Source organism: Paenibacillus thalictri (genome assembly GCF_004307995.1).
GTDB lineage: Bacteria > Bacillota > Bacilli > Paenibacillales > NBRC-103111 > Paenibacillus_AF > Paenibacillus_AF thalictri.
In genome coordinates this window covers 83,493-100,366 of the sequence record NZ_SIRE01000012.1, presented here as the reverse complement: position 1 = coordinate 100,366, position 16,874 = coordinate 83,493, and the positions used below count along the sequence as shown (strand labels likewise).

Genomic DNA, 16,874 nt, shown 5'->3' with positions numbered 1-16,874 from the left:
TTCCCTTTATGTCAGGAATGAGATTAGGCAAAAAAATGTACCGTGTGATCTTGGCGGTGTGTCTGGCTGCCGCCGCTTTACAGAACGGAGCGGTCATAAGCCCGGCCGCCGCGGCGCCGACCGAACCGGTGCAACTGTCCATCGGGGACGTAACGCTTCTGAAAGGGGGCACTACCGCGGTTCCTGTCAGTATACAGACAGGCGCCGACGGCGGTGTGGCTTCATACAATATGCAACTTGATTTCGACCCGAATGAAATTCAGGTCGTGCAGGTAACGCCAAAATATGGGAGTAATGACGAGGTTGCTTGCACCTCCGCTGCCGAGGGATGCTTTCAAGCCAATTTCGACAATAATGCCGGTTGGGTGCGGGCCATATGGCTCGACGCCTCGGCCGGCAAAGCCGACACGGACGGGCGGATTGCCGGCAGCAAGCCGTTATTTGAAATCACGTTAAAGGCGGCGACTGGCAGCAGCAGCGGGTTAAAGCATTTTACGATCGACAAGGATAATCCGGAGAAACTGACGTTTACCGGATATGACCATCTGCACCCTCTGCCGGTTACCATTGCCGGCGGCAATCTGAATCTGGTGCTGCTGAACTCCTCTTCGACACCGGCTGCGCCGGCTGAACGCGCATCGGCGGAACAACCGTCTTACGTGAAGGTCATTGTCGACGGCAAAGAGCAGAATACGATGGCCACCGCCGTCACGGAGAAGGCTGGTCAACGCACGGTAACGAAAGTGATCGTAGACAACGACAAAGCGATCGAGCAAGTCAACCAAGGGGAGCTCAAAACATTGGTTGTGCCTGTAAAGGGCACTGGCTCCGATGACATTGTGGGCGAGTTGAACGGAAAGCTTGTCAAAACGATGGAAGGCAAAGATGCCGTAGTTGAAGTCCAGACGGACCGGGCCACATACATACTGCCAGCTTCGCAAATTCAGATTGACAGCGTCTCTGCGGCGCTTGGTTCAAACATTGCGCTTGAAGATATCAAGATCAGTGTGAGAATTTCGGAGACTTCGGGAGACAAGGTGGAGGCGGCGCAAACTTATGCGACAAACGGAAATATGGAGCTGGTGGTGAAGCCTGTCGATTTTGAAGTGGTGGCCAGCTATGGCGACAGCAAGGTCGAAATCAAGCAGTTTAACAGTTATGTCGAACGGACGATCACCTTGCCGGATAACGTCGATCCGAGCCGGTTGACGACGGGGGTTGTTGTCGGAGCGGATGGTCAATTGACTCATTTGCCTACCCGGATTACGATGCGGGACGGCATATATTACGCAGATATTCAAAGCTTGACCAACAGCTCGTATACGGTGATATGGAATCCAAAAACGTTTGACGATGTCAAGCAGCATTGGAGCCGCGAAGATGTGAACGACTTGGCGTCCAGGCTAATTATTGAAGGTTCGGCGGATGGGCGGTTCCTCCCGGACAAGACGATTACCAGGGCGGAATTTACGGCGATTTTGCTGCGCGCGTTGGGCTTGCGTACTCCCAAAGCGGGGACGCCTGCCGTGTCGTTCGCCGACGTAGCTCAGATCAACTGGTATGCCGCGCCGATCGCCGCCGCCGTGTCATACGGGTTGATCAGCGGGTACGAAGATGGCACTTTCCGTCCGGAAGGCACGATTACGCGTGCGGAAGCGATGGTGATGCTGGCGCGTGCGATGGATATTGTCAAGCTGGACAAAGTGTCTGACAGCACGAAAGTAAGCCGGTTACTTGCCGGGTTTACGGATAACGAGGCGATTGGGGTTTGGGCGCAACCGGCGGCTGCTTCCGCCGTGCAGCAGGGTATAGTCGATGGCGTTGACGGAAAACTGCTGCCGAAAGAAGCGATTTCACGGGCGCAGACGGCAGCCATGGTGCGGAGATTGTTAATCCGGGCGAAACTGATTAATCCTTAAGCAAGGCATATTGTTAACCTTTGAGCGAATCCGGTCAGTCCGCAAGGTATCGGAATCGCTCAAAGGTTTTTTGCGTTCAAAACTTGCGGAAATTGATAGTTTCCTGGAGGAAATCCCACTCGTGCCTAGAATTATTGTAATAAAAACAAACGCCGGTAACCACTTTTGATAAGGCAGGAGGAGCTGCACTTGACGCAAGAGGTTTTACACATCGACAATCTGCGGGTTTCCTTCCGAATACGAGATGACTATTATGCCGCGGTGAACGGCGTATCATTAGAAGTGCATCCTTATGAAGTGCTCGCTATCGTCGGCGAGTCGGGATGCGGCAAAAGCGCGCTTGCGCAAGCGGTTACAGGGCTGCACGATCCGGGGAGGACAAAGCTGGAAGGCTCCGTGTGGTTCGAAGGCACGGACCTGCTGTCGCTCCAAGCAAGCGAGCTGAATCAAATTCGCGGTAAAAAAATCGGGTTGGTATACCAGGACCCGCTTTCCGCGCTCAACCCGCTGATGACGGCGGGCAAGCAAATCGAAGAAAGCCTGGACTATCATACGTCGCTTTCTGCTGAAGAGAAGCGGCAGCGAACCTTGCGTTTACTGGAGCGTGTAGGGATTGCGAACGCGGAGCAAATCTACGGCAGCTACCCGCACGAGTTATCCGGCGGGATGCGGCAGCGGGTGATGATCGCCACGGCCATGGCTTGCGATCCGGTGCTGCTGATTGCCGACGAGCCGACGACCGCGCTGGATGTGACGACACAAGCGCAGATTATGGCGCTGCTCAAAACGCTGCAGCAGCAGACAAACGCAGGTATTGTACTGATCACTCATAATTTGGGCGTTGTGGCGGAATTGGCTGACCGCGTAGCCGTGATGTATATGGGAGAGATTGTGGAATTAACGGATGTATACACGTTATTTGCCCGTCCGCTGCACCCGTATACCCGTTCGCTGGTGCATTCCATTCCTTCGCTTCAAGCGCCCGACGAACGGCTTCATGTCATTGAGGGCATCGTCCCGCCGCTGCACAAGTGGCCTGCGGCCGGCTGCCGGTTTCAGCCGCGTATCGGCTGGATTCCCGCAGAGGACCATGAAGCAGCCCCGGCGCTGAGGGAAGTGGAGCCGGGGCATTGGGTCCGCTGCACATGTTACCGCCATTTCTATATTCCGCGTCCTCACGAGGGAGACATGCACGATGGCTTTGCTTAAAATAAACGGACTGAAAATACATTACCCGTTGCGCGGCGGCCTATTCCGGCGGGTCGTCGATCATGTGAAAGCCGTGGACGGCCTCAGCTTGGAGCTGCAGCGCGGCGAAACATACGGTTTGGTCGGCGAATCGGGCTGCGGCAAAACGACGGCCGGACGTACGGTAATCGGGCTGATCCCGGCGACATCGGGGGACATTCTGTTTGAGGGAACCCGCATCAGCGGTTTGCCGCGGCGCGAGTTTGCCCGCTACCGGCGGGATATCCAAATGATTTTTCAAGATCCTTATTCCTCGCTGAATCCGCGCAAAAGAGTGCTGGATATCGTGGCCGAGCCCATTCGCAATTTTGAAAGGCTGTCGCCGCAGGAGGAGCGCCGAAAAGTGCAGTTTTTCGTGGAGCGGGTGGGACTGCCTGCCGAATCGCTGCTGAAGTATCCTCACGAATTTTCCGGCGGCCAACGCCAGCGGATCGGCATTGCGCGGGCGCTTACGCTGAATCCGAAGCTGATTATTGCCGATGAGCCGGTGTCGTCGCTGGACGTATCGGTGCAAGCCCAAGTGCTCAATTTTATGAAGGACATTCAGCGGGAATTTCAGCTGACCTTCCTGCTCATTAGCCATGACCTCGGCATTATTCGCCATATGTGCGACCGAATCGGCATTATGTATCGCGGCCGGCTGGTTGAAGAGGGCACAAGAGAGGACGTATTTGCAAACCCGCAGCACATTTACGCCAAAAGGCTGATCTCGGCCATCCCCAATCCCGATCCACGGCAGCGGCAAGAACAGCAGCGGCTGCGGCTTGAACTGGAGCAGGAATATGAGAAGCTGAAAACTTCTTATTTCGATCATGAAGGAAGAGCGCACCCGTTGAAGCGGATTACGGACACGCACTCAGCGGCCATCTTATAGAGATTGTTCAAAAAGTCATCTTTTGATCACGAAGCACCTTCTCGGTGCCGAAAAGCCGACTTTTTGAGCTCGCACTTATAGAGACGGGGGAACGGGAGATGTGGAAATTTATTTTGCGGCGAGTTGCGATCATGGTCCCCCAACTGCTGGTGCTCAGCGTTCTGATCTTTGTGCTGGCCAAAGCGATGCCCGGCGATGCGCTGACCGGGCAGTTGGAGAACAATCCGAAGATGGACGCGCATACGCTCGCTGAGCTACGGCAGAAGCTGGGATTAAACGATCCGTTTTATGTGCAGTATGCAAGGTGGATCAGCCATTTGTTCCATGGGGATCTGGGTCTTTCGTACATTCATCAGCAGCCGGTCACCGATATATTGGGGCAGCGAATCGGCAACACCTTGCTGTTGTCTGCATGTATACTGGTACTGACGTACCTCATTGCCGTGCCGCTTGGCGTCGTATCGGGCAGATGGACCGACACTTGGGCCGATAAGCTGATCGTCGGTTACAGCTATGTGAGCTTTGCCGTGCCTTTGTTTATTTTTGCGGTGGTGATGTTGTATGTGTTCGGGTTTACGCTGGGCTGGTTTCCCATCGGCGGGAGCGTCAACATCCAGCTGAAGCCGGGCAGCCTGGAGTATTACTTCGATAAGTTGCACCACCTGCTGCTGCCGTCCTTATGTGGAGCGCTGATCGGTACGGTAGGCATCATTCAATATTTGCGCAGTGAGATTATCGAGACCAAATTGAAAGATTTCGTCAAAACCGCGCGGTCCAAAGGAGTACCCGAATCGCGGATTTATTCGCGGCATATTTTGCGCAATTCCTTTCTGCCGATTGCCGCTTTTCTCGGCTATGAAATTACCGGGTTGATCGGCGGTTCGATTTTTCTGGAATCGATCTTCAGTTACCCGGGTATCGGGCAATTGTTCCTGCAGTCCATCATGCAGCGCGATTACAGTGTCGTTACCGCCCTGGTCATGATATCGGGAGCCGCTACCTTAATCGGGACCTTGTTGTCCGATATCATCTTGAGCATCGTAGATCCGCGCATACGGATCGAGTAGCGGAAGGGGGCACAACGTGGCTATTTTATGGCGGGAAGTTGTAAAAGATAAGCTGGCGCTGGTCTCTCTGCTGCTGCTTGCGCTCATATTGCTGTCGGTATATGGGGCGTCGCTCCTGCTGAATCAGGAGCTGGTGAACAGGGTGGACCTGCTGTCCATCTACGAGCCTCCGTCGGGAGAGCATTGGCTGGGCACCGATTACGGCGGCAGGGACATCTTTGGGCAGTTGATGATCGGGGCCCGCAACTCGTTTACGATCGGCTTTACGATTACGCTGCTGACCGGTCTGATCGGGCTGACCGTCGGTTCGCTCGCCGGGTATTTCGGCGGGGTGATTGACAATCTGCTGATGCAGCTGATCGACTTTATGATGATTTTGCCGTTTCTGATGCTGATTATCGTGTTTATCTCCATATCCCCCCAGTATAACGTCGGGACGTTTATTCTCATCATGACTGCGTTCCTGTGGGTGGGGAAAGCGCGGCTTATTCGGGCCAAGATGCTGGCGGAGCGGGAGCTTGACTACGTCAGCGCTTCGAAGACGCTGGGCACTCCCGATTGGAAAATCATCGTGCGCGAAATTTTGCCTAACTTAAGCTCTATCATTATCGTTAACCTGACGTTAAACCTGGCGGGAAACATCGGGATCGAGTCCGGGCTGAGCTACTTGGGTTTCGGGCTGCCGGAAAGCTCGCCTAGTCTTGGGACGCTGGTCAGCTATGCGATGAATCCCGAAGTGCTGCAAAATAAATGGTGGGTGTGGCTGCCCGCTTCGGTACTCATTTTAGTGATGATGCTGTGCATTAATTTTATCGGTCAAGCTTTCAAACGGGCGGCCGACGCCAGACAGAGATTAGGATCTTGAAGGGGGAGAACATCAATGAAAAAACGTGGCATATGGATCGGTGTGCTGGCGAGTCTGCTGCTGCTCTTGTCGGCATGTGAGGGCAGTTCGGCGGGCAGCGGTGCGGCAGGCACGAAAAGCGTCGCGGGCGGCGACGCATCCGGCGCAGCGGCAAGCAGCTCCGCGCCGGCGTCCGGCAGTAAACAGAAAGGGCAGCTGGAGAGCATCTCCAGTTTTCCGATGACGGTAAAAAACGACGCAGCTCCCGTTGACGGCATACTGACTTACGGCCTCGTATCCGATACGCCGTTTGAGGGAACGTTGAACACGGCTTTCTACACCGGAAATCCGGATGCGGAGATTATGCAATTTTTTAATGAGTCGTTGTTTCGTTTGAACGGGGACTATGAAATTACGAATGAAGGCGCCGCTACTTTTGCGCTTTCCCCCGACAAGAAGACGATGACGATCAAAATCAAGGATAACGTCAAGTGGCATGACGGCGAGCCGGTCAAAGCGGAGGATCTGGAGTTCGCTTATTTGATCATCGGCAGCAAAGATTACACCGGTGTCCGTTACGGGGACTCGCTGATTCAGGACATCGTCGGGATGGAGGAGTATCACGCCGGGAAGGCGCAGAACATATCCGGCATTAAAGTCGTTGATGCCAAGACGTTAACGATTACGTGGAACAACGCCAATCCGTCGGTATTGACAGGAGTCTGGTCCAGTCCGGTTCCGAAGCATTATTTAAAGGATATTCCGATCGCCCAGATGGCGCAGTCCGATAAAATCCGCAAAAACCCGATTGGCTTCGGGCCGTTTAAATTAACCAAGATTGTTCCCGGCGAATCGGTCGAGTTTGTCCGCAACGACGATTACTGGGAAGGCAAGCCGATTTTAAAAGGCGTGATTGTCAAGGTGGTCAGCACCAAGGTGGTGCTGCAGGCATTGAAAAAAGGCGAGATCGATATCGCCTCATTCCCGACCGACCAATACCCGACCGCCAAAGGAACAAAAAACGTGCAGTTTATCGGAAATATCGACAACGCCTACACGTATATCGGCTTTAAGCTCGGACATTGGGACGCGCAAAAGCAAGAGAACGTCATGGATAATCCGAAGCTGCAAAATAAAAAGCTGCGTCAGTCAATGGCATACGCCATGGACAATCAGGCCGTTGGCGACAAGCTGTACCACGGCTTGCGGTTCCCTGCGACAACCTTAATTCCGCCTTCATTTGCCAGCTACCATGACAACAATGTGAAGAGCTATACGCACGACCCTGCCAAAGCGAAGGCGCTGCTCGATGAAGCGGGCTACAAGGACAAGGATGGGGACGGGCTGCGCGAAGATCCCGAAGGCAAGAAATTTACGATTAATTTCCTGATGATGAGCGGAAGCGATATCGCCGAGCCGCTGGCCAAATTTTATATGCAGGGCTGGAAAGAAGTAGGCCTTGATGTGCAACTGGTCGACGGACGATTGGCCGAGTTCAATTCGTTCTACGACAGGGTGCAGAAGGACGATCCGAAGGTGGATATTTACGCGGCGGCCTGGTCGACCGGAGCGGATATCGACCCGTACGGGCTGTACGGACGGAACGTATTGTTTAACTACACCCATTGGGTGAACGAGAAAAACGATGAACTGCTGGAGAAAGGCCACTCCGAGCAAGCTTTCGATAAAGCGTACCGCAAGGACATCTACAACCAATGGCAAGCGCTGATGAACGAGGAGCTGCCTGTCATCCCGACACTGTACCGCGCCGATATTTACGCCGTGAACAACCGGGTGAAAAACTTTACCGTCGACCCCAGCTCCAAATTGACCTGGAAAGATGTGAGCGTGACCGCGGATAAGCCGCAAACGGAGTAGGCCGGTGTCATTTAACGCGATAGTTGCCGGGAAAATCTAGCACAATTATGTTTAACCCTCATTTTGGAAAAATAAAAAGCCGCCTATTGGCGGTTCATAGTAAAATATGGATTGTACACGGCGAGTTACATTTTCGGGTATCCACTCGGGGGAATCGTCCAAGTGTTGAGCAGGGAGACGTTAGCGGCGTCTCCTGTTTTCATTATATGCTTGCTTTGATCTTACCATCCCTACGAGAAGCGTCATAATGAGGCATTAAACCTTGACATAATGGATAATTATGACTGAAAATAGACTTAAATTAGAAGTGAATTATGGGAAAAAGTTTCGAAACGAACTTGGGGCGCCATCATTCATTGGGGAACTTACAGCCGGATTGGAGAAGTCGATTTAGATGCTTACAAATCATAAAGACATGAGCTATGCTTTATCCGCGTTGGATGCCACATTCATCATTTCCATTACGGATTCGAGAGGGATCATTACATCTGTAAACGAGCATTTCTGCAAAGTATCCCAGTACAGCCGGGATGAATTGATCGGCGCCAGCCACAAGACCGTAAATTCCGGCTTCCACCCCCCTGCGTACTTTAAAGAGCTGTGGGAGACGATCAGTTGCGGACAAGCATGGAACGGAGAAGTGAAGAATCGGGCCAAGGACGGCGGGGAATATTGGGTCAGCCTCACGATCGTGCCGTTTGTGGACGATCAGGGCGTTGTCTCTGAATATCTCGCTATCGGCATGGATATTACGAAACGCAAGCAAAATGACCTCAAGTTGTCGCAAACTATGGAGAACCTGCGTGATATCGAAAATGCGCTGGATGCCTCTTCCATCGTAGCCATAACCGACGACAAAGGTGTCATTACTTACGTAAACGCCAAGTTCTGCGATATTTCCAAATACGATCGGGAAGAACTAATCGGCAAAACACACCGGGTCATTAATTCCGGTTTCCATCCGAAATCGTTCTTTAAAGATATGTGGGAGACCATTAAGCAAGGGAACGTTTGGCGGGGGGAAGTGAAAAACCGGGCCAAGGACGGCAGCGAATATTGGATGAACACGACCATCGTGCCGTTTCTTAACGAAGACGGAACTCCCCATCATTTTATTTCGATCCGTACGGATATTACCGACCGGGTGAAAGCGGAAGTCGCCCTGGCGGAACGCACCAAGCAGCTCGCCAAAGCGCATGACGAGGCGATCAATGCCAATCTGACCAAAAGCCAGTTTTTGGCTAATATGAGTCACGAACTGCGGACGCCGCTGAATGCAATTATCGGGTATAGTGAAATGCTGCAAGAGGAAGCGAGGGAACTTGGCGAAGAAGTTTTTGTCGAGGACTTGTCCAAAATCAGCAAAGCGGGTAACCACCTGCTCGCGCTGATTAACGATATTCTGGATATTTCCAAGATTGAGGCGGGCAAAATGGAGCTTCATCTGGAGACATACAGCTTGCGGGATCTCGTTCAAGACGTGCTGACGACCATCCGGCCTCTCGTCGAAACCAAGGGCAATAAGCTTCGCACCCAATGTGAGGAATCGGGCGACGTTACGGCGGACATGATGAAGCTGCGGCAAATTCTGATCAATTTATTAAGCAATGCCAATAAGTTTACGGACGCGGGTCTGATTACCTTCGAGGTATATAAAGAAACGAGAGACAACCGCTCCGGTTACAGTTTCCGGATCCAAGATACAGGCATCGGCATGACGCCCGAACAACTGGAGAAGCTGTTCCAGCCTTTTACACAAGCCGATGCTTCCACTACCCGGAAATACGGCGGTACGGGTCTGGGGCTGGCGATAAGCCAGCGGTTCAGCCAGATTATGGGCGGAGATATTCGCGTGGAGAGCACGTTTGGCGAGGGCACAACGTTTATATGCTGGTTGCCCCATCAACAAATGTCTCAGTAGTCCAAGCGCTTTTTTATGCAAAAGGGCAACAGATTAGGTGAACGCATCCTCCTCAGCTGCCGGGTTCATGGAACCGGTGGCTGTTTTGTATTTCGGCCGCAGCGTGATATGGTAAGATCAGAGGCGGGCAACTGATGACGGTGAGGAGTGGGTAGTCGATGAAACCGATCACGATATTGATAGCCGACGATGAAGCGGAGATTGCCGATTTGATCGCGCTGCACTTGGATAAAGAAGGCTACCGCTCAATTAAAGTATCCAATGGACGGGAAGCGCTGCACGCCATACAATCCCAACCGATTGATCTGGCGATTCTGGATATCATGATGCCGGAATTGGATGGTTACGAGGCGACCCGGCAAATTCGGGAGCGGTACCGGATTCCGATCATTTTTGTAAGCGCCAAAACGTCCGATCTGGATAAAATAACGGGCCTGGTTATGGGGGCCGACGACTATATGACCAAACCCTTTAATCCGATGGAGCTGATGGCTCGAGTCCATGCGCTGCTGCGTCGTTCCATGCGGCTCAATCAACCGGACCTGGAACCTACATCGGTGATCGAAGCGGGCGGATTAACCATCGATCCTGACAAGCGGACCGTCACCTTTTACGAGGAGAACGTCGAGCTGACGCCGAAAGAATTCGATATTTTGTATTTGTTGGCCTCCCATTCCAAGAAAGTGTTCAGTGTTGAAAACATATTTCAGCATGTTTGGGGCGAGGCTTATTATGAGGGCGGCAATACGGTGATGGTCCATATCCGCACATTGCGCAAAAAGCTCGGTGAAGATACCCATAAACATAAATTCATCAAAACCGTTTGGGGGGTGGGATATACGTTCAATGGCTAAACTGATGCGCAGCTTTCGGCTGAAAATGATCGTATTGTTAGGTTTAAGCATGATCTTGTCCGGACTCGTCACTTATATCGTGTATAAGGCGCTTCAACTGTATTACCGTTCCAGCGTTCAGCGGGACGATCCGTTGGCCGATATCCGCCATCTGATCAAAAGCATAGGCGACTTCAACAGCTTCCTGCTGCTGTTCATCCCCCTTTCCATTATGTTCTTCTTTATACTCACAGCCCGGTACGAGGTTTATTTCCAGAAGATATCAAGCGGCATTCACCATCTGGCTAACGGCGATTTCACCAAGAGGGTGAGCGTTGATTCCAATGATGAATTTGCGGATATTGCAAGAGACATCAATCTGGCCGGCGAAAAATTGCAGAAAGCGGTGGAAAGAGGCGATTTTGCGGAGAGCAGCAAGGATCGGCTGGTCTTGAACTTGGCGCATGACTTGCGGACGCCGCTGACTTCCGTGCTGGGCTACCTGGATTTTATGCTTCGGGACCGTGACTTGTCTATGGAGCAAATCAAACATTACGCTGCCATCGCTTATACCAAATCACAGCGGTTGGAGAAGCTCATTGACGAGCTATTTGAGATCACAAGAATGAACTACGGCAATCTTTCCATTGAGAAAAAACCGATCGATTTAAGCGAGCTGCTTATACAAATTGACGAGATGATGTATCCGCTATTCGAGAAAAACCAGTTGGCCGCCAAAATCAACGTGACGCCCCATCTGCATATCGAAGGCGACGGGGATCTGCTGGCCCGCGTGTTTGAAAATTTATTGACCAATGCAGTCCGTTACGGCAAAGACGGCCAATTTGTTGAGATCAACGGATTTGCGGATGCAGGGGAAGTGGTTGCGCAGGTGGTCAATTACGGGGACGCTATTCCCGAGAAAGATCTGCCTCATCTTTTCGAACTGTTTTACACAGGGGATCAAGCCCGGTCTCACCAAGGCGGAAGTTCGGGGCTCGGTTTATTTATCGCCAAAAATATCGTAGAACAGCATAACGGCAGCATTTCCGTCCAAAGCAGTGTGATTCGCACGATATTTGAAGTGCGGATACCTTCCAAAGCATAGAGAAGTTTAAGAAAAACTTTATATTTACCCTACTTCTTTTTAAAAAGTTTCCTTTATCCTGATGTGAATGACGGATAGGAGGCAGTGAAAATGAAGAAGTGGGTTTTTTGTCTTGTTGTTTTGTTTCTGGCGGGTTATGCGGCTGTTTCACTCAAATCCGGCGCAGCTATAATGACAATGGAGCAGCCCGGACAAGCTCCCAAAGGAACCTCGACCCAAAACGGGATAACGATAAAAATACCGCAGGAGCAAATATACAAAGGCGATCTGCTGCTGGTCAACAAGGATTACCCCGTTCCGCAGAAGGGGGCGGCAGCCGAAGCGGTTAAGCTGATGCAGCATAAAGAGCTGGTCCAAGGGTTCGGGCTGCTGGATAACACGATTCGGCTGTCGCCAAGCCTGGTGCAAAAGTTCTCGGCGATGACAGAAGCCGCGGCCAAAGATGGGGTACGTCACTTTGTCATTAGCAGCGGATATCGTGACAACAAGGAGCAGGACCAGCTGTACCGGCAGATGGGCGCCGATTATGCGATGCCGGCAGGCTATAGCGAGCATAACCTGGGTTTATCGCTGGATATTGGGTCCACACAAGGGGAGATGAACCAGGCAGCCGAAGGAAAATGGCTGAAGAAAAATGCATGGAAGTATGGTTTTATTTTGCGTTATCCGAAAGACAAGACGGAAATCACCGGCATCCAATACGAACCTTGGCACTTTCGTTATGTCGGCTTGCCGCACAGCGCCATTATGATGGACAACAACTGGGTGTTGGAACAATATTTGGACTACCTGAAAGAACGGAAAACCATAAAGAAGACGATCGGTAAGACCACCTATGAAATTTCGTATTACCCCGTATCCAACAACACCACGATTCAAATACCGGCCAATCGCCATTACGAACTATCAGGCAATAATATGGACGGTATTATTGTGACTGTGTATCCATGAGATAGCATAATCGTGAATATAGCCGACATACAATGAATTTGAGAGGAAAGTGAGACCCTTCGAGGGCCGAATGGTTATAGCTTAAGTCCGGCGTAAAGCTGAAGCAAACTATTCCTTAGAGGAGGTTGTGTAGATGGTTTTTAACGTAAGGGCGATTAAAGGGATGTTCATGGGGATTGCAACAACGGGCGGATGGCTGCTTGCCGACCTGCTTTTACCCGAGCCGTGGGGAGATTTTCTGTTATTCGCGGCTATGGCCGTGGTTAATGCGATCGTGGGCTGGTGGTTAGTTACATTGTCCGATCAGCGGGACCGCGCTCAATCTCAGGTCATCGACACAAGAAGCGCCGCCAAATTCGAAGAGTCTTGACGATAGGATGGGGTGCGAACGGCAGAAAGTGGTTTTTATCGGTGTGATTTAATGTGGGTGAACATCATGAAGACGTCAATCGGGCAGAAGCCGCTTGACGTCTTTTTATGTGCGCTTGGCAGTGCGCCGCCTTTAATACGCTGTCCAGCCGGCATCCGCTGCCACCACGGCGCCGTTCACAAAGCTGGCATCGTCGGAAGCCAGGAACAAGGCGACTTTGGCAATTTCCTCCGGCTTCCCGGAACGCGGATTAATGCCCATTCCCGCCATGGCCCGCTCCATGCCAAACGGATTCGGGGAGTTGATCGTAGTACCGATGTTGGTTTCGACCCCGCCCGGGGCGATTGCATTGCAGCGGATGCCTAGAGGGGCGTATTGGAACCCGACGTTTTTCGTAAAGCCGACAACCGCGTGTTTCGAGGCAGTGTAGGCTGCACCGGCCCTGGATCCATAAAGTCCTCCGGCGGAGGCGATGTTCACGATGACTCCGCTTTTTTTCTCTGTGAACAACGGCAGCACCTTGCGTGTCGTTCTCATCGGGCCTGTGGTATTGATGGCGAATACCCGGTCCCACAGCTCATCGGTTAAGTCCGCCGCAGGTACGAAGTTATCCATAATTCCCGCATTATTGACCAAAATATCCACCGTGCCGAACTGCTTCACCGCAGTATCGATTAATTGCTGAACATCCTCTTCTTTGGCTACATTGGCCGCAACGGCAATGGCCGCGCCGCCGCCGGATTCAATAGCCGAGGCGACCGTTTGGGCGGCTTCAAGACGAAGATCGGAAACAACCACTTGGGCTCCTTCGGCCGCGAACAGTTCAGCGATCGCTTTCCCCATGCCCGACGCCGCTCCGGTTATTACGGCAACTTTTCCAGAAAGTCTCATTTCGGAATCCCTCCTGTGGCTTATTGTTTGCCCGAAACCAATGGATCATGCAAATTGTTTTCTATTTAATGGTTGAGAACCCATACTTCACCGAGCCAGGTATCGATCAAATACCACTCATGCCACTGCTCATGCGCGGTAACCGTTTGAGAGGACAGCCGGGCAGCCGGCTCCGAATCGTAAGGGCTGCGGTAAAGGGGCGTGTTGTCGGCCAGCTGAATTTGCCGTTCTACAGCATTCACGGGGGATAAAGACGAACCCAGCGGTATCCACCGTTCGCCGATCCAGGTGTTCACTTTGCCCCAATTGCCGCGCACCGCGGATAACTTCACGATTTGCGGCGATAACGCTACCTGGGTACGGGTCATTTTACCGTTGTTGTACTCATAGAGCTGGGTAGAACTTGGCAGGAATACCCGGGTTGACGTTTCCTGCTCGGGTTCGTCGGCAGCAACCGATAAGGCCAGATTGATGCCGGTCGCAATGCCTTCCATAAGTTTATTTTGATATTCCGGATCGGACAGCCGCCGATCTTCTTCCGGGTTGGTCATGAACCCCATCTCAACCAGCACGGAGGGTACCGTGGACCAATTAAAGCCGGTCAGATCGGAGCGGGGGACAACGCCTCTGGACACTGCGCCCGATGCTGCGACCGCTTCCCGTAAAATCAGCTCCGCTGCGGCTTTGCTTGGCAGGGAAGGAGCCCAAGCCCCTTGGACAGCGGCCGGATAAAGCAGCGAGATACCCTGTGCTTTAGGCGAATTATCGCCGTCGGCATGGATGCGAACCGCCAAATCGGCTTGAGCTTCGTTGCAGACAAGCGCCCGTTCTATATTGGAAATATCCACATCGTGGGTGTCACGGGTCATGATGACCTTGTACCCGTAGGTCTCCAGCTTGTCCTTAAGCAGCAGCGACGTTTCCAAGGTCAGGACATACTCCGGTTTTTTGGTGGAGACACCTCGGGTTCCGGATGTGACCTTTGCTTTCTTCTCTTTGGCATCCGGCGCGACAGGCTCCAGGGCATTGTTGCCGTACAGCTGATGGCCCGGGTCCAGACAGATTCGTTGTTCATGTTGTTCATTGGCGCTGGCCGGCTCAGCCGGCAGCGCGCAAATCAGCAGAACCACCGCGAGTATAACCGGAAGCATGTGGCGGGCAAGATGGATGGAAGCCATGGACGTTCCTCCTTTTTAGGTGAGCTTTAAATACGTTTGTTTTGGATCCAGACGTTGCCTAGCCATGTTTTGACAAGGTACCAGTCATTCCATCGTTCCACTGTATCGATTTCCTGCGGGGTCAATTGTCCGAGCAGCATGGAACCGTCTTCCTTCGGATGCTTGTACATCGGCGTTTGGGCCGTCAAGCTGATGTGTTCAGTGTGTTTCTCGCTATGTCCGATCAAATACGCTGACGGATTCAGGCGAACCCATTTCGGGCCCAGCCATGTCGGGATGCGGTACCAATCCCCCAGGCGCGCGTCAGCTGTTAGTTTCGCACCGTTCAGTTGTGCGCCAACGGGAAACGAAGCATCGGGACGATTGTACAGCGGTACCGGCTCAAGAAGTTGAATGTTCGTGTTGGCCCATTCGACCGGATAACGTTCATGCCATAACTTGTACCCTTCGGATGCCAGATAAAGCCCGATGGCTTGATTCTCATCCCATATGTCGGTAAAGGTCCAGAGCGGCAGCTCGGTTTCAACTTGATAGGGACCTAACTCCGCCGTAAAACCGGGGCGTCCGAACTGCGCGATAAACCAATCGGTAAAACCGCCGCCGGAAGGATCTTTGGCCGGCTTGATCTGGCTGTAGCCTGTCATATTGCTGATGGTGTCGGCCATCCGTTTATCGCGTGCCATATGCTCCGGCGACGTATTGAAATACCAGTACAGCACTTCGCCGGAAGAGTGGTAAGAAAAGGCGATTTCCGGGTCGGTCTCATAAGCGAAGTGGATCATGCTGACGGCTTCCGCCGTCTCCGCTGGCTCGGAGCCCTTATAGTTTTTGAACATCGGGTATTTGGGAGAATTGCGAATGCCGGTCCACATGGCGGGATACTGGCGGTTGATATCGATTCCGCTGGCATTGGCTTTCCAGCGTTTGAAATCGCGGCTTCCGCCGTTCATCCCGACAAACCAGGAATGGTAGTCCTCAGGGAACGCATCCAAGCCTTGCTGCTGTAGGGTAACACCGTCCGGATTGACCATCGGGACAAACCAGATTGAGCACTGATTCAGCAAATCGCGCACGATGTAATCGCCATATTTCATATTGTGCTCATACGCGTAGGCATAACGGTCGATCATGTACATAATCAGGTTGGTGCCCATCCATTCCCGGGCATGCTGGGAACCGTCGATCAGCACGGTGGCTTCTCCCTTGCCAAGCTTGACGGCTTTAATGTCCCGGTCAAAGTCCGTCTTGCCAATCGTTTTGACTTGAATTAGATCCGGATAGGCCGCGGCAAGCTGATCGATATGTTGTGCCGTCAGTTCATAGGTGTACGTCTGGTAGGGGTCTACGATGTCTTTGTTTATCGTGCCGTTTGCTTGAGGCGCGGCTCCTAGTGCGCTCCCCGCAGCGAATATCATCCCTAGAGCCGCCACCAGAAGCTGCAGCGCTCTTTGGACTTTTTTCTTGTTCACAAGCTTCTCTCTCCTATTCTCTGCTGCAAGATTACCCGTAAGTGGGAGGAACTTCCTTATACGACTCACTATTTTAATAGATTCGTGGGCAAATTGCTATATTCGGAGCAAACGTTCTGCTCCGGGTTCGAGAGAGATAGCAGCGTAGGAAGCGGACAAAGCGGTGTATGTCAAAATTGGGCAGAGGGGCGGCCGGTGAGCGGATGTCGAAACCAACGGCGGTTTTTGGCCGGAAATGAAGATGCCGGCATAAGCTTCCAGCCCAAGGCGAGATATCCCTGGACAGGCAGCATACATGCCGGCAGATGCTTAACCGTTTCTAG

General features: G+C 52.4%; 14 protein-coding genes. 11 read left to right on the top strand and 3 right to left on the bottom strand.

Going from position 1 to position 16,874, the window contains the following annotated elements; genetic code table 11:
* The first annotated feature begins 17 nt into the window (after positions 1-17).
* From EYB31_RS17760 to EYB31_RS17710, 11 genes are all read left to right on the top strand, one after another.
* Positions 18-1,919 carry an S-layer homology domain-containing protein gene (locus tag EYB31_RS17760; protein ID WP_165452467.1) on the top strand — a complete coding sequence of 634 codons (1,902 nt, stop codon included), beginning with the start codon at positions 18-20 and terminating at the stop codon, positions 1,917-1,919.
* Between the two features lie 189 nt (positions 1,920-2,108).
* Complete coding sequence (locus EYB31_RS17755) at positions 2,109-3,128, top strand: ABC transporter ATP-binding protein (protein ID WP_131014710.1); 1,020 nt, start codon at positions 2,109-2,111, stop codon at positions 3,126-3,128.
* Entirely contained in the window at positions 3,115-4,041 is a 927-nt protein-coding gene (locus EYB31_RS17750; protein WP_131014709.1) for an ABC transporter ATP-binding protein, read from the top strand. Before EYB31_RS17755 ends, EYB31_RS17750 begins: the two co-directional genes overlap by 14 nt.
* Positions 4,042-4,139: 98 nt before the next feature.
* On the top strand, positions 4,140-5,108 hold the full coding sequence (gene opp4B / locus EYB31_RS17745) for an oligopeptide ABC transporter permease (protein WP_131014708.1): 969 nt from the start codon (positions 4,140-4,142) through the stop codon (positions 5,106-5,108).
* On the top strand, positions 5,086-5,973 hold the full coding sequence (locus EYB31_RS17740; protein ID WP_131014707.1) for an ABC transporter permease: 888 nt from the start codon (positions 5,086-5,088) through the stop codon (positions 5,971-5,973). Before opp4B ends, EYB31_RS17740 begins: the two co-directional genes overlap by 23 nt.
* A gap of 15 nt (positions 5,974-5,988) precedes the next feature.
* Positions 5,989-7,830, top strand: coding sequence for an oligopeptide ABC transporter substrate-binding protein (gene opp4A / locus EYB31_RS17735; protein ID WP_131014706.1), 1,842 nt, complete (start codon positions 5,989-5,991; stop codon positions 7,828-7,830).
* Between the two features lie 394 nt (positions 7,831-8,224).
* On the top strand, positions 8,225-9,751 hold the full coding sequence (locus tag EYB31_RS17730; RefSeq protein ID WP_131014705.1) for a PAS domain-containing sensor histidine kinase: 1,527 nt from the start codon (positions 8,225-8,227) through the stop codon (positions 9,749-9,751).
* Positions 9,752-9,909: 158 nt separating this feature from the next.
* The gene (locus tag EYB31_RS17725) at positions 9,910-10,605 is read left to right on the top strand and encodes a response regulator transcription factor (RefSeq protein WP_131014704.1); all 696 of its coding nucleotides are present in this window, start codon (positions 9,910-9,912) and stop codon (positions 10,603-10,605) included.
* Positions 10,598-11,692, top strand: coding sequence for a HAMP domain-containing sensor histidine kinase (locus EYB31_RS17720; RefSeq protein WP_131014703.1), 1,095 nt, complete (start codon positions 10,598-10,600; stop codon positions 11,690-11,692). The genes EYB31_RS17725 and EYB31_RS17720 overlap by 8 nt, the downstream gene beginning before the upstream one ends.
* 90 nt (positions 11,693-11,782) lie before the next feature.
* Positions 11,783-12,643 carry a M15 family metallopeptidase gene (locus EYB31_RS17715; protein ID WP_131014702.1) on the top strand — a complete coding sequence of 287 codons (861 nt, stop codon included), beginning with the start codon at positions 11,783-11,785 and terminating at the stop codon, positions 12,641-12,643.
* A gap of 133 nt (positions 12,644-12,776) precedes the next feature.
* A complete protein-coding gene (locus EYB31_RS17710; protein ID WP_131014701.1) occupies positions 12,777-13,013 on the top strand; it encodes a hypothetical protein in 237 nt (78 codons plus the stop codon).
* A 132-nt stretch (positions 13,014-13,145) separates the two neighbouring features.
* On the opposite strand, the gene EYB31_RS17705 is transcribed toward EYB31_RS17710, so the two are convergent.
* The 3 genes from EYB31_RS17705 to EYB31_RS17695 form a co-directional block, all read right to left on the bottom strand.
* Positions 13,146-13,904, bottom strand: coding sequence for an SDR family oxidoreductase (locus tag EYB31_RS17705; protein ID WP_131014700.1), 759 nt, complete (start codon positions 13,902-13,904; stop codon positions 13,146-13,148).
* 65 nt (positions 13,905-13,969) lie between these two features.
* On the bottom strand, positions 13,970-15,082 hold the full coding sequence (locus EYB31_RS17700; RefSeq protein WP_206105466.1) for an N-acetylmuramoyl-L-alanine amidase: 1,113 nt from the start codon (positions 15,080-15,082) through the stop codon (positions 13,970-13,972).
* A gap of 26 nt (positions 15,083-15,108) precedes the next feature.
* Positions 15,109-16,551 (bottom strand): M14 family zinc carboxypeptidase, encoded by a 1,443-nt coding sequence (locus EYB31_RS17695; protein ID WP_240762542.1) that lies wholly within the window; start codon positions 16,549-16,551, stop codon positions 15,109-15,111.
* Positions 16,552-16,874 lie beyond the last annotated feature (323 nt).

What these genes read in the sequence shown, in the direction of transcription:
- EYB31_RS17760 (WP_165452467.1), top strand. Translation starts at nt 18, where the DNA reads ATGAGATTAGGCAAAAAAATGTACCGTGTGATCTTGGCGGTGTGTCTG.
- EYB31_RS17750 (WP_131014709.1), top strand. Translation starts at nt 3,115, where the DNA reads ATGGCTTTGCTTAAAATAAACGGACTGAAAATACATTACCCGTTGCGC.
- opp4B (WP_131014708.1), top strand. Translation starts at nt 4,140, where the DNA reads ATGTGGAAATTTATTTTGCGGCGAGTTGCGATCATGGTCCCCCAACTG.
- opp4A (WP_131014706.1), top strand. Translation starts at nt 5,989, where the DNA reads ATGAAAAAACGTGGCATATGGATCGGTGTGCTGGCGAGTCTGCTGCTG.
- EYB31_RS17730 (WP_131014705.1), top strand. Translation starts at nt 8,225, where the DNA reads ATGCTTACAAATCATAAAGACATGAGCTATGCTTTATCCGCGTTGGAT.
- EYB31_RS17725 (WP_131014704.1), top strand. Translation starts at nt 9,910, where the DNA reads ATGAAACCGATCACGATATTGATAGCCGACGATGAAGCGGAGATTGCC.
- EYB31_RS17720 (WP_131014703.1), top strand. Translation starts at nt 10,598, where the DNA reads ATGGCTAAACTGATGCGCAGCTTTCGGCTGAAAATGATCGTATTGTTA.
- EYB31_RS17715 (WP_131014702.1), top strand. Translation starts at nt 11,783, where the DNA reads ATGAAGAAGTGGGTTTTTTGTCTTGTTGTTTTGTTTCTGGCGGGTTAT.
- EYB31_RS17710 (WP_131014701.1), top strand. Translation starts at nt 12,777, where the DNA reads ATGGTTTTTAACGTAAGGGCGATTAAAGGGATGTTCATGGGGATTGCA.
- EYB31_RS17705 (WP_131014700.1), bottom strand. Translation starts at nt 13,904, where the DNA reads ATGAGACTTTCTGGAAAAGTTGCCGTAATAACCGGAGCGGCGTCGGGC.
- EYB31_RS17700 (WP_206105466.1), bottom strand. Translation starts at nt 15,082, where the DNA reads ATGGCTTCCATCCATCTTGCCCGCCACATGCTTCCGGTTATACTCGCG.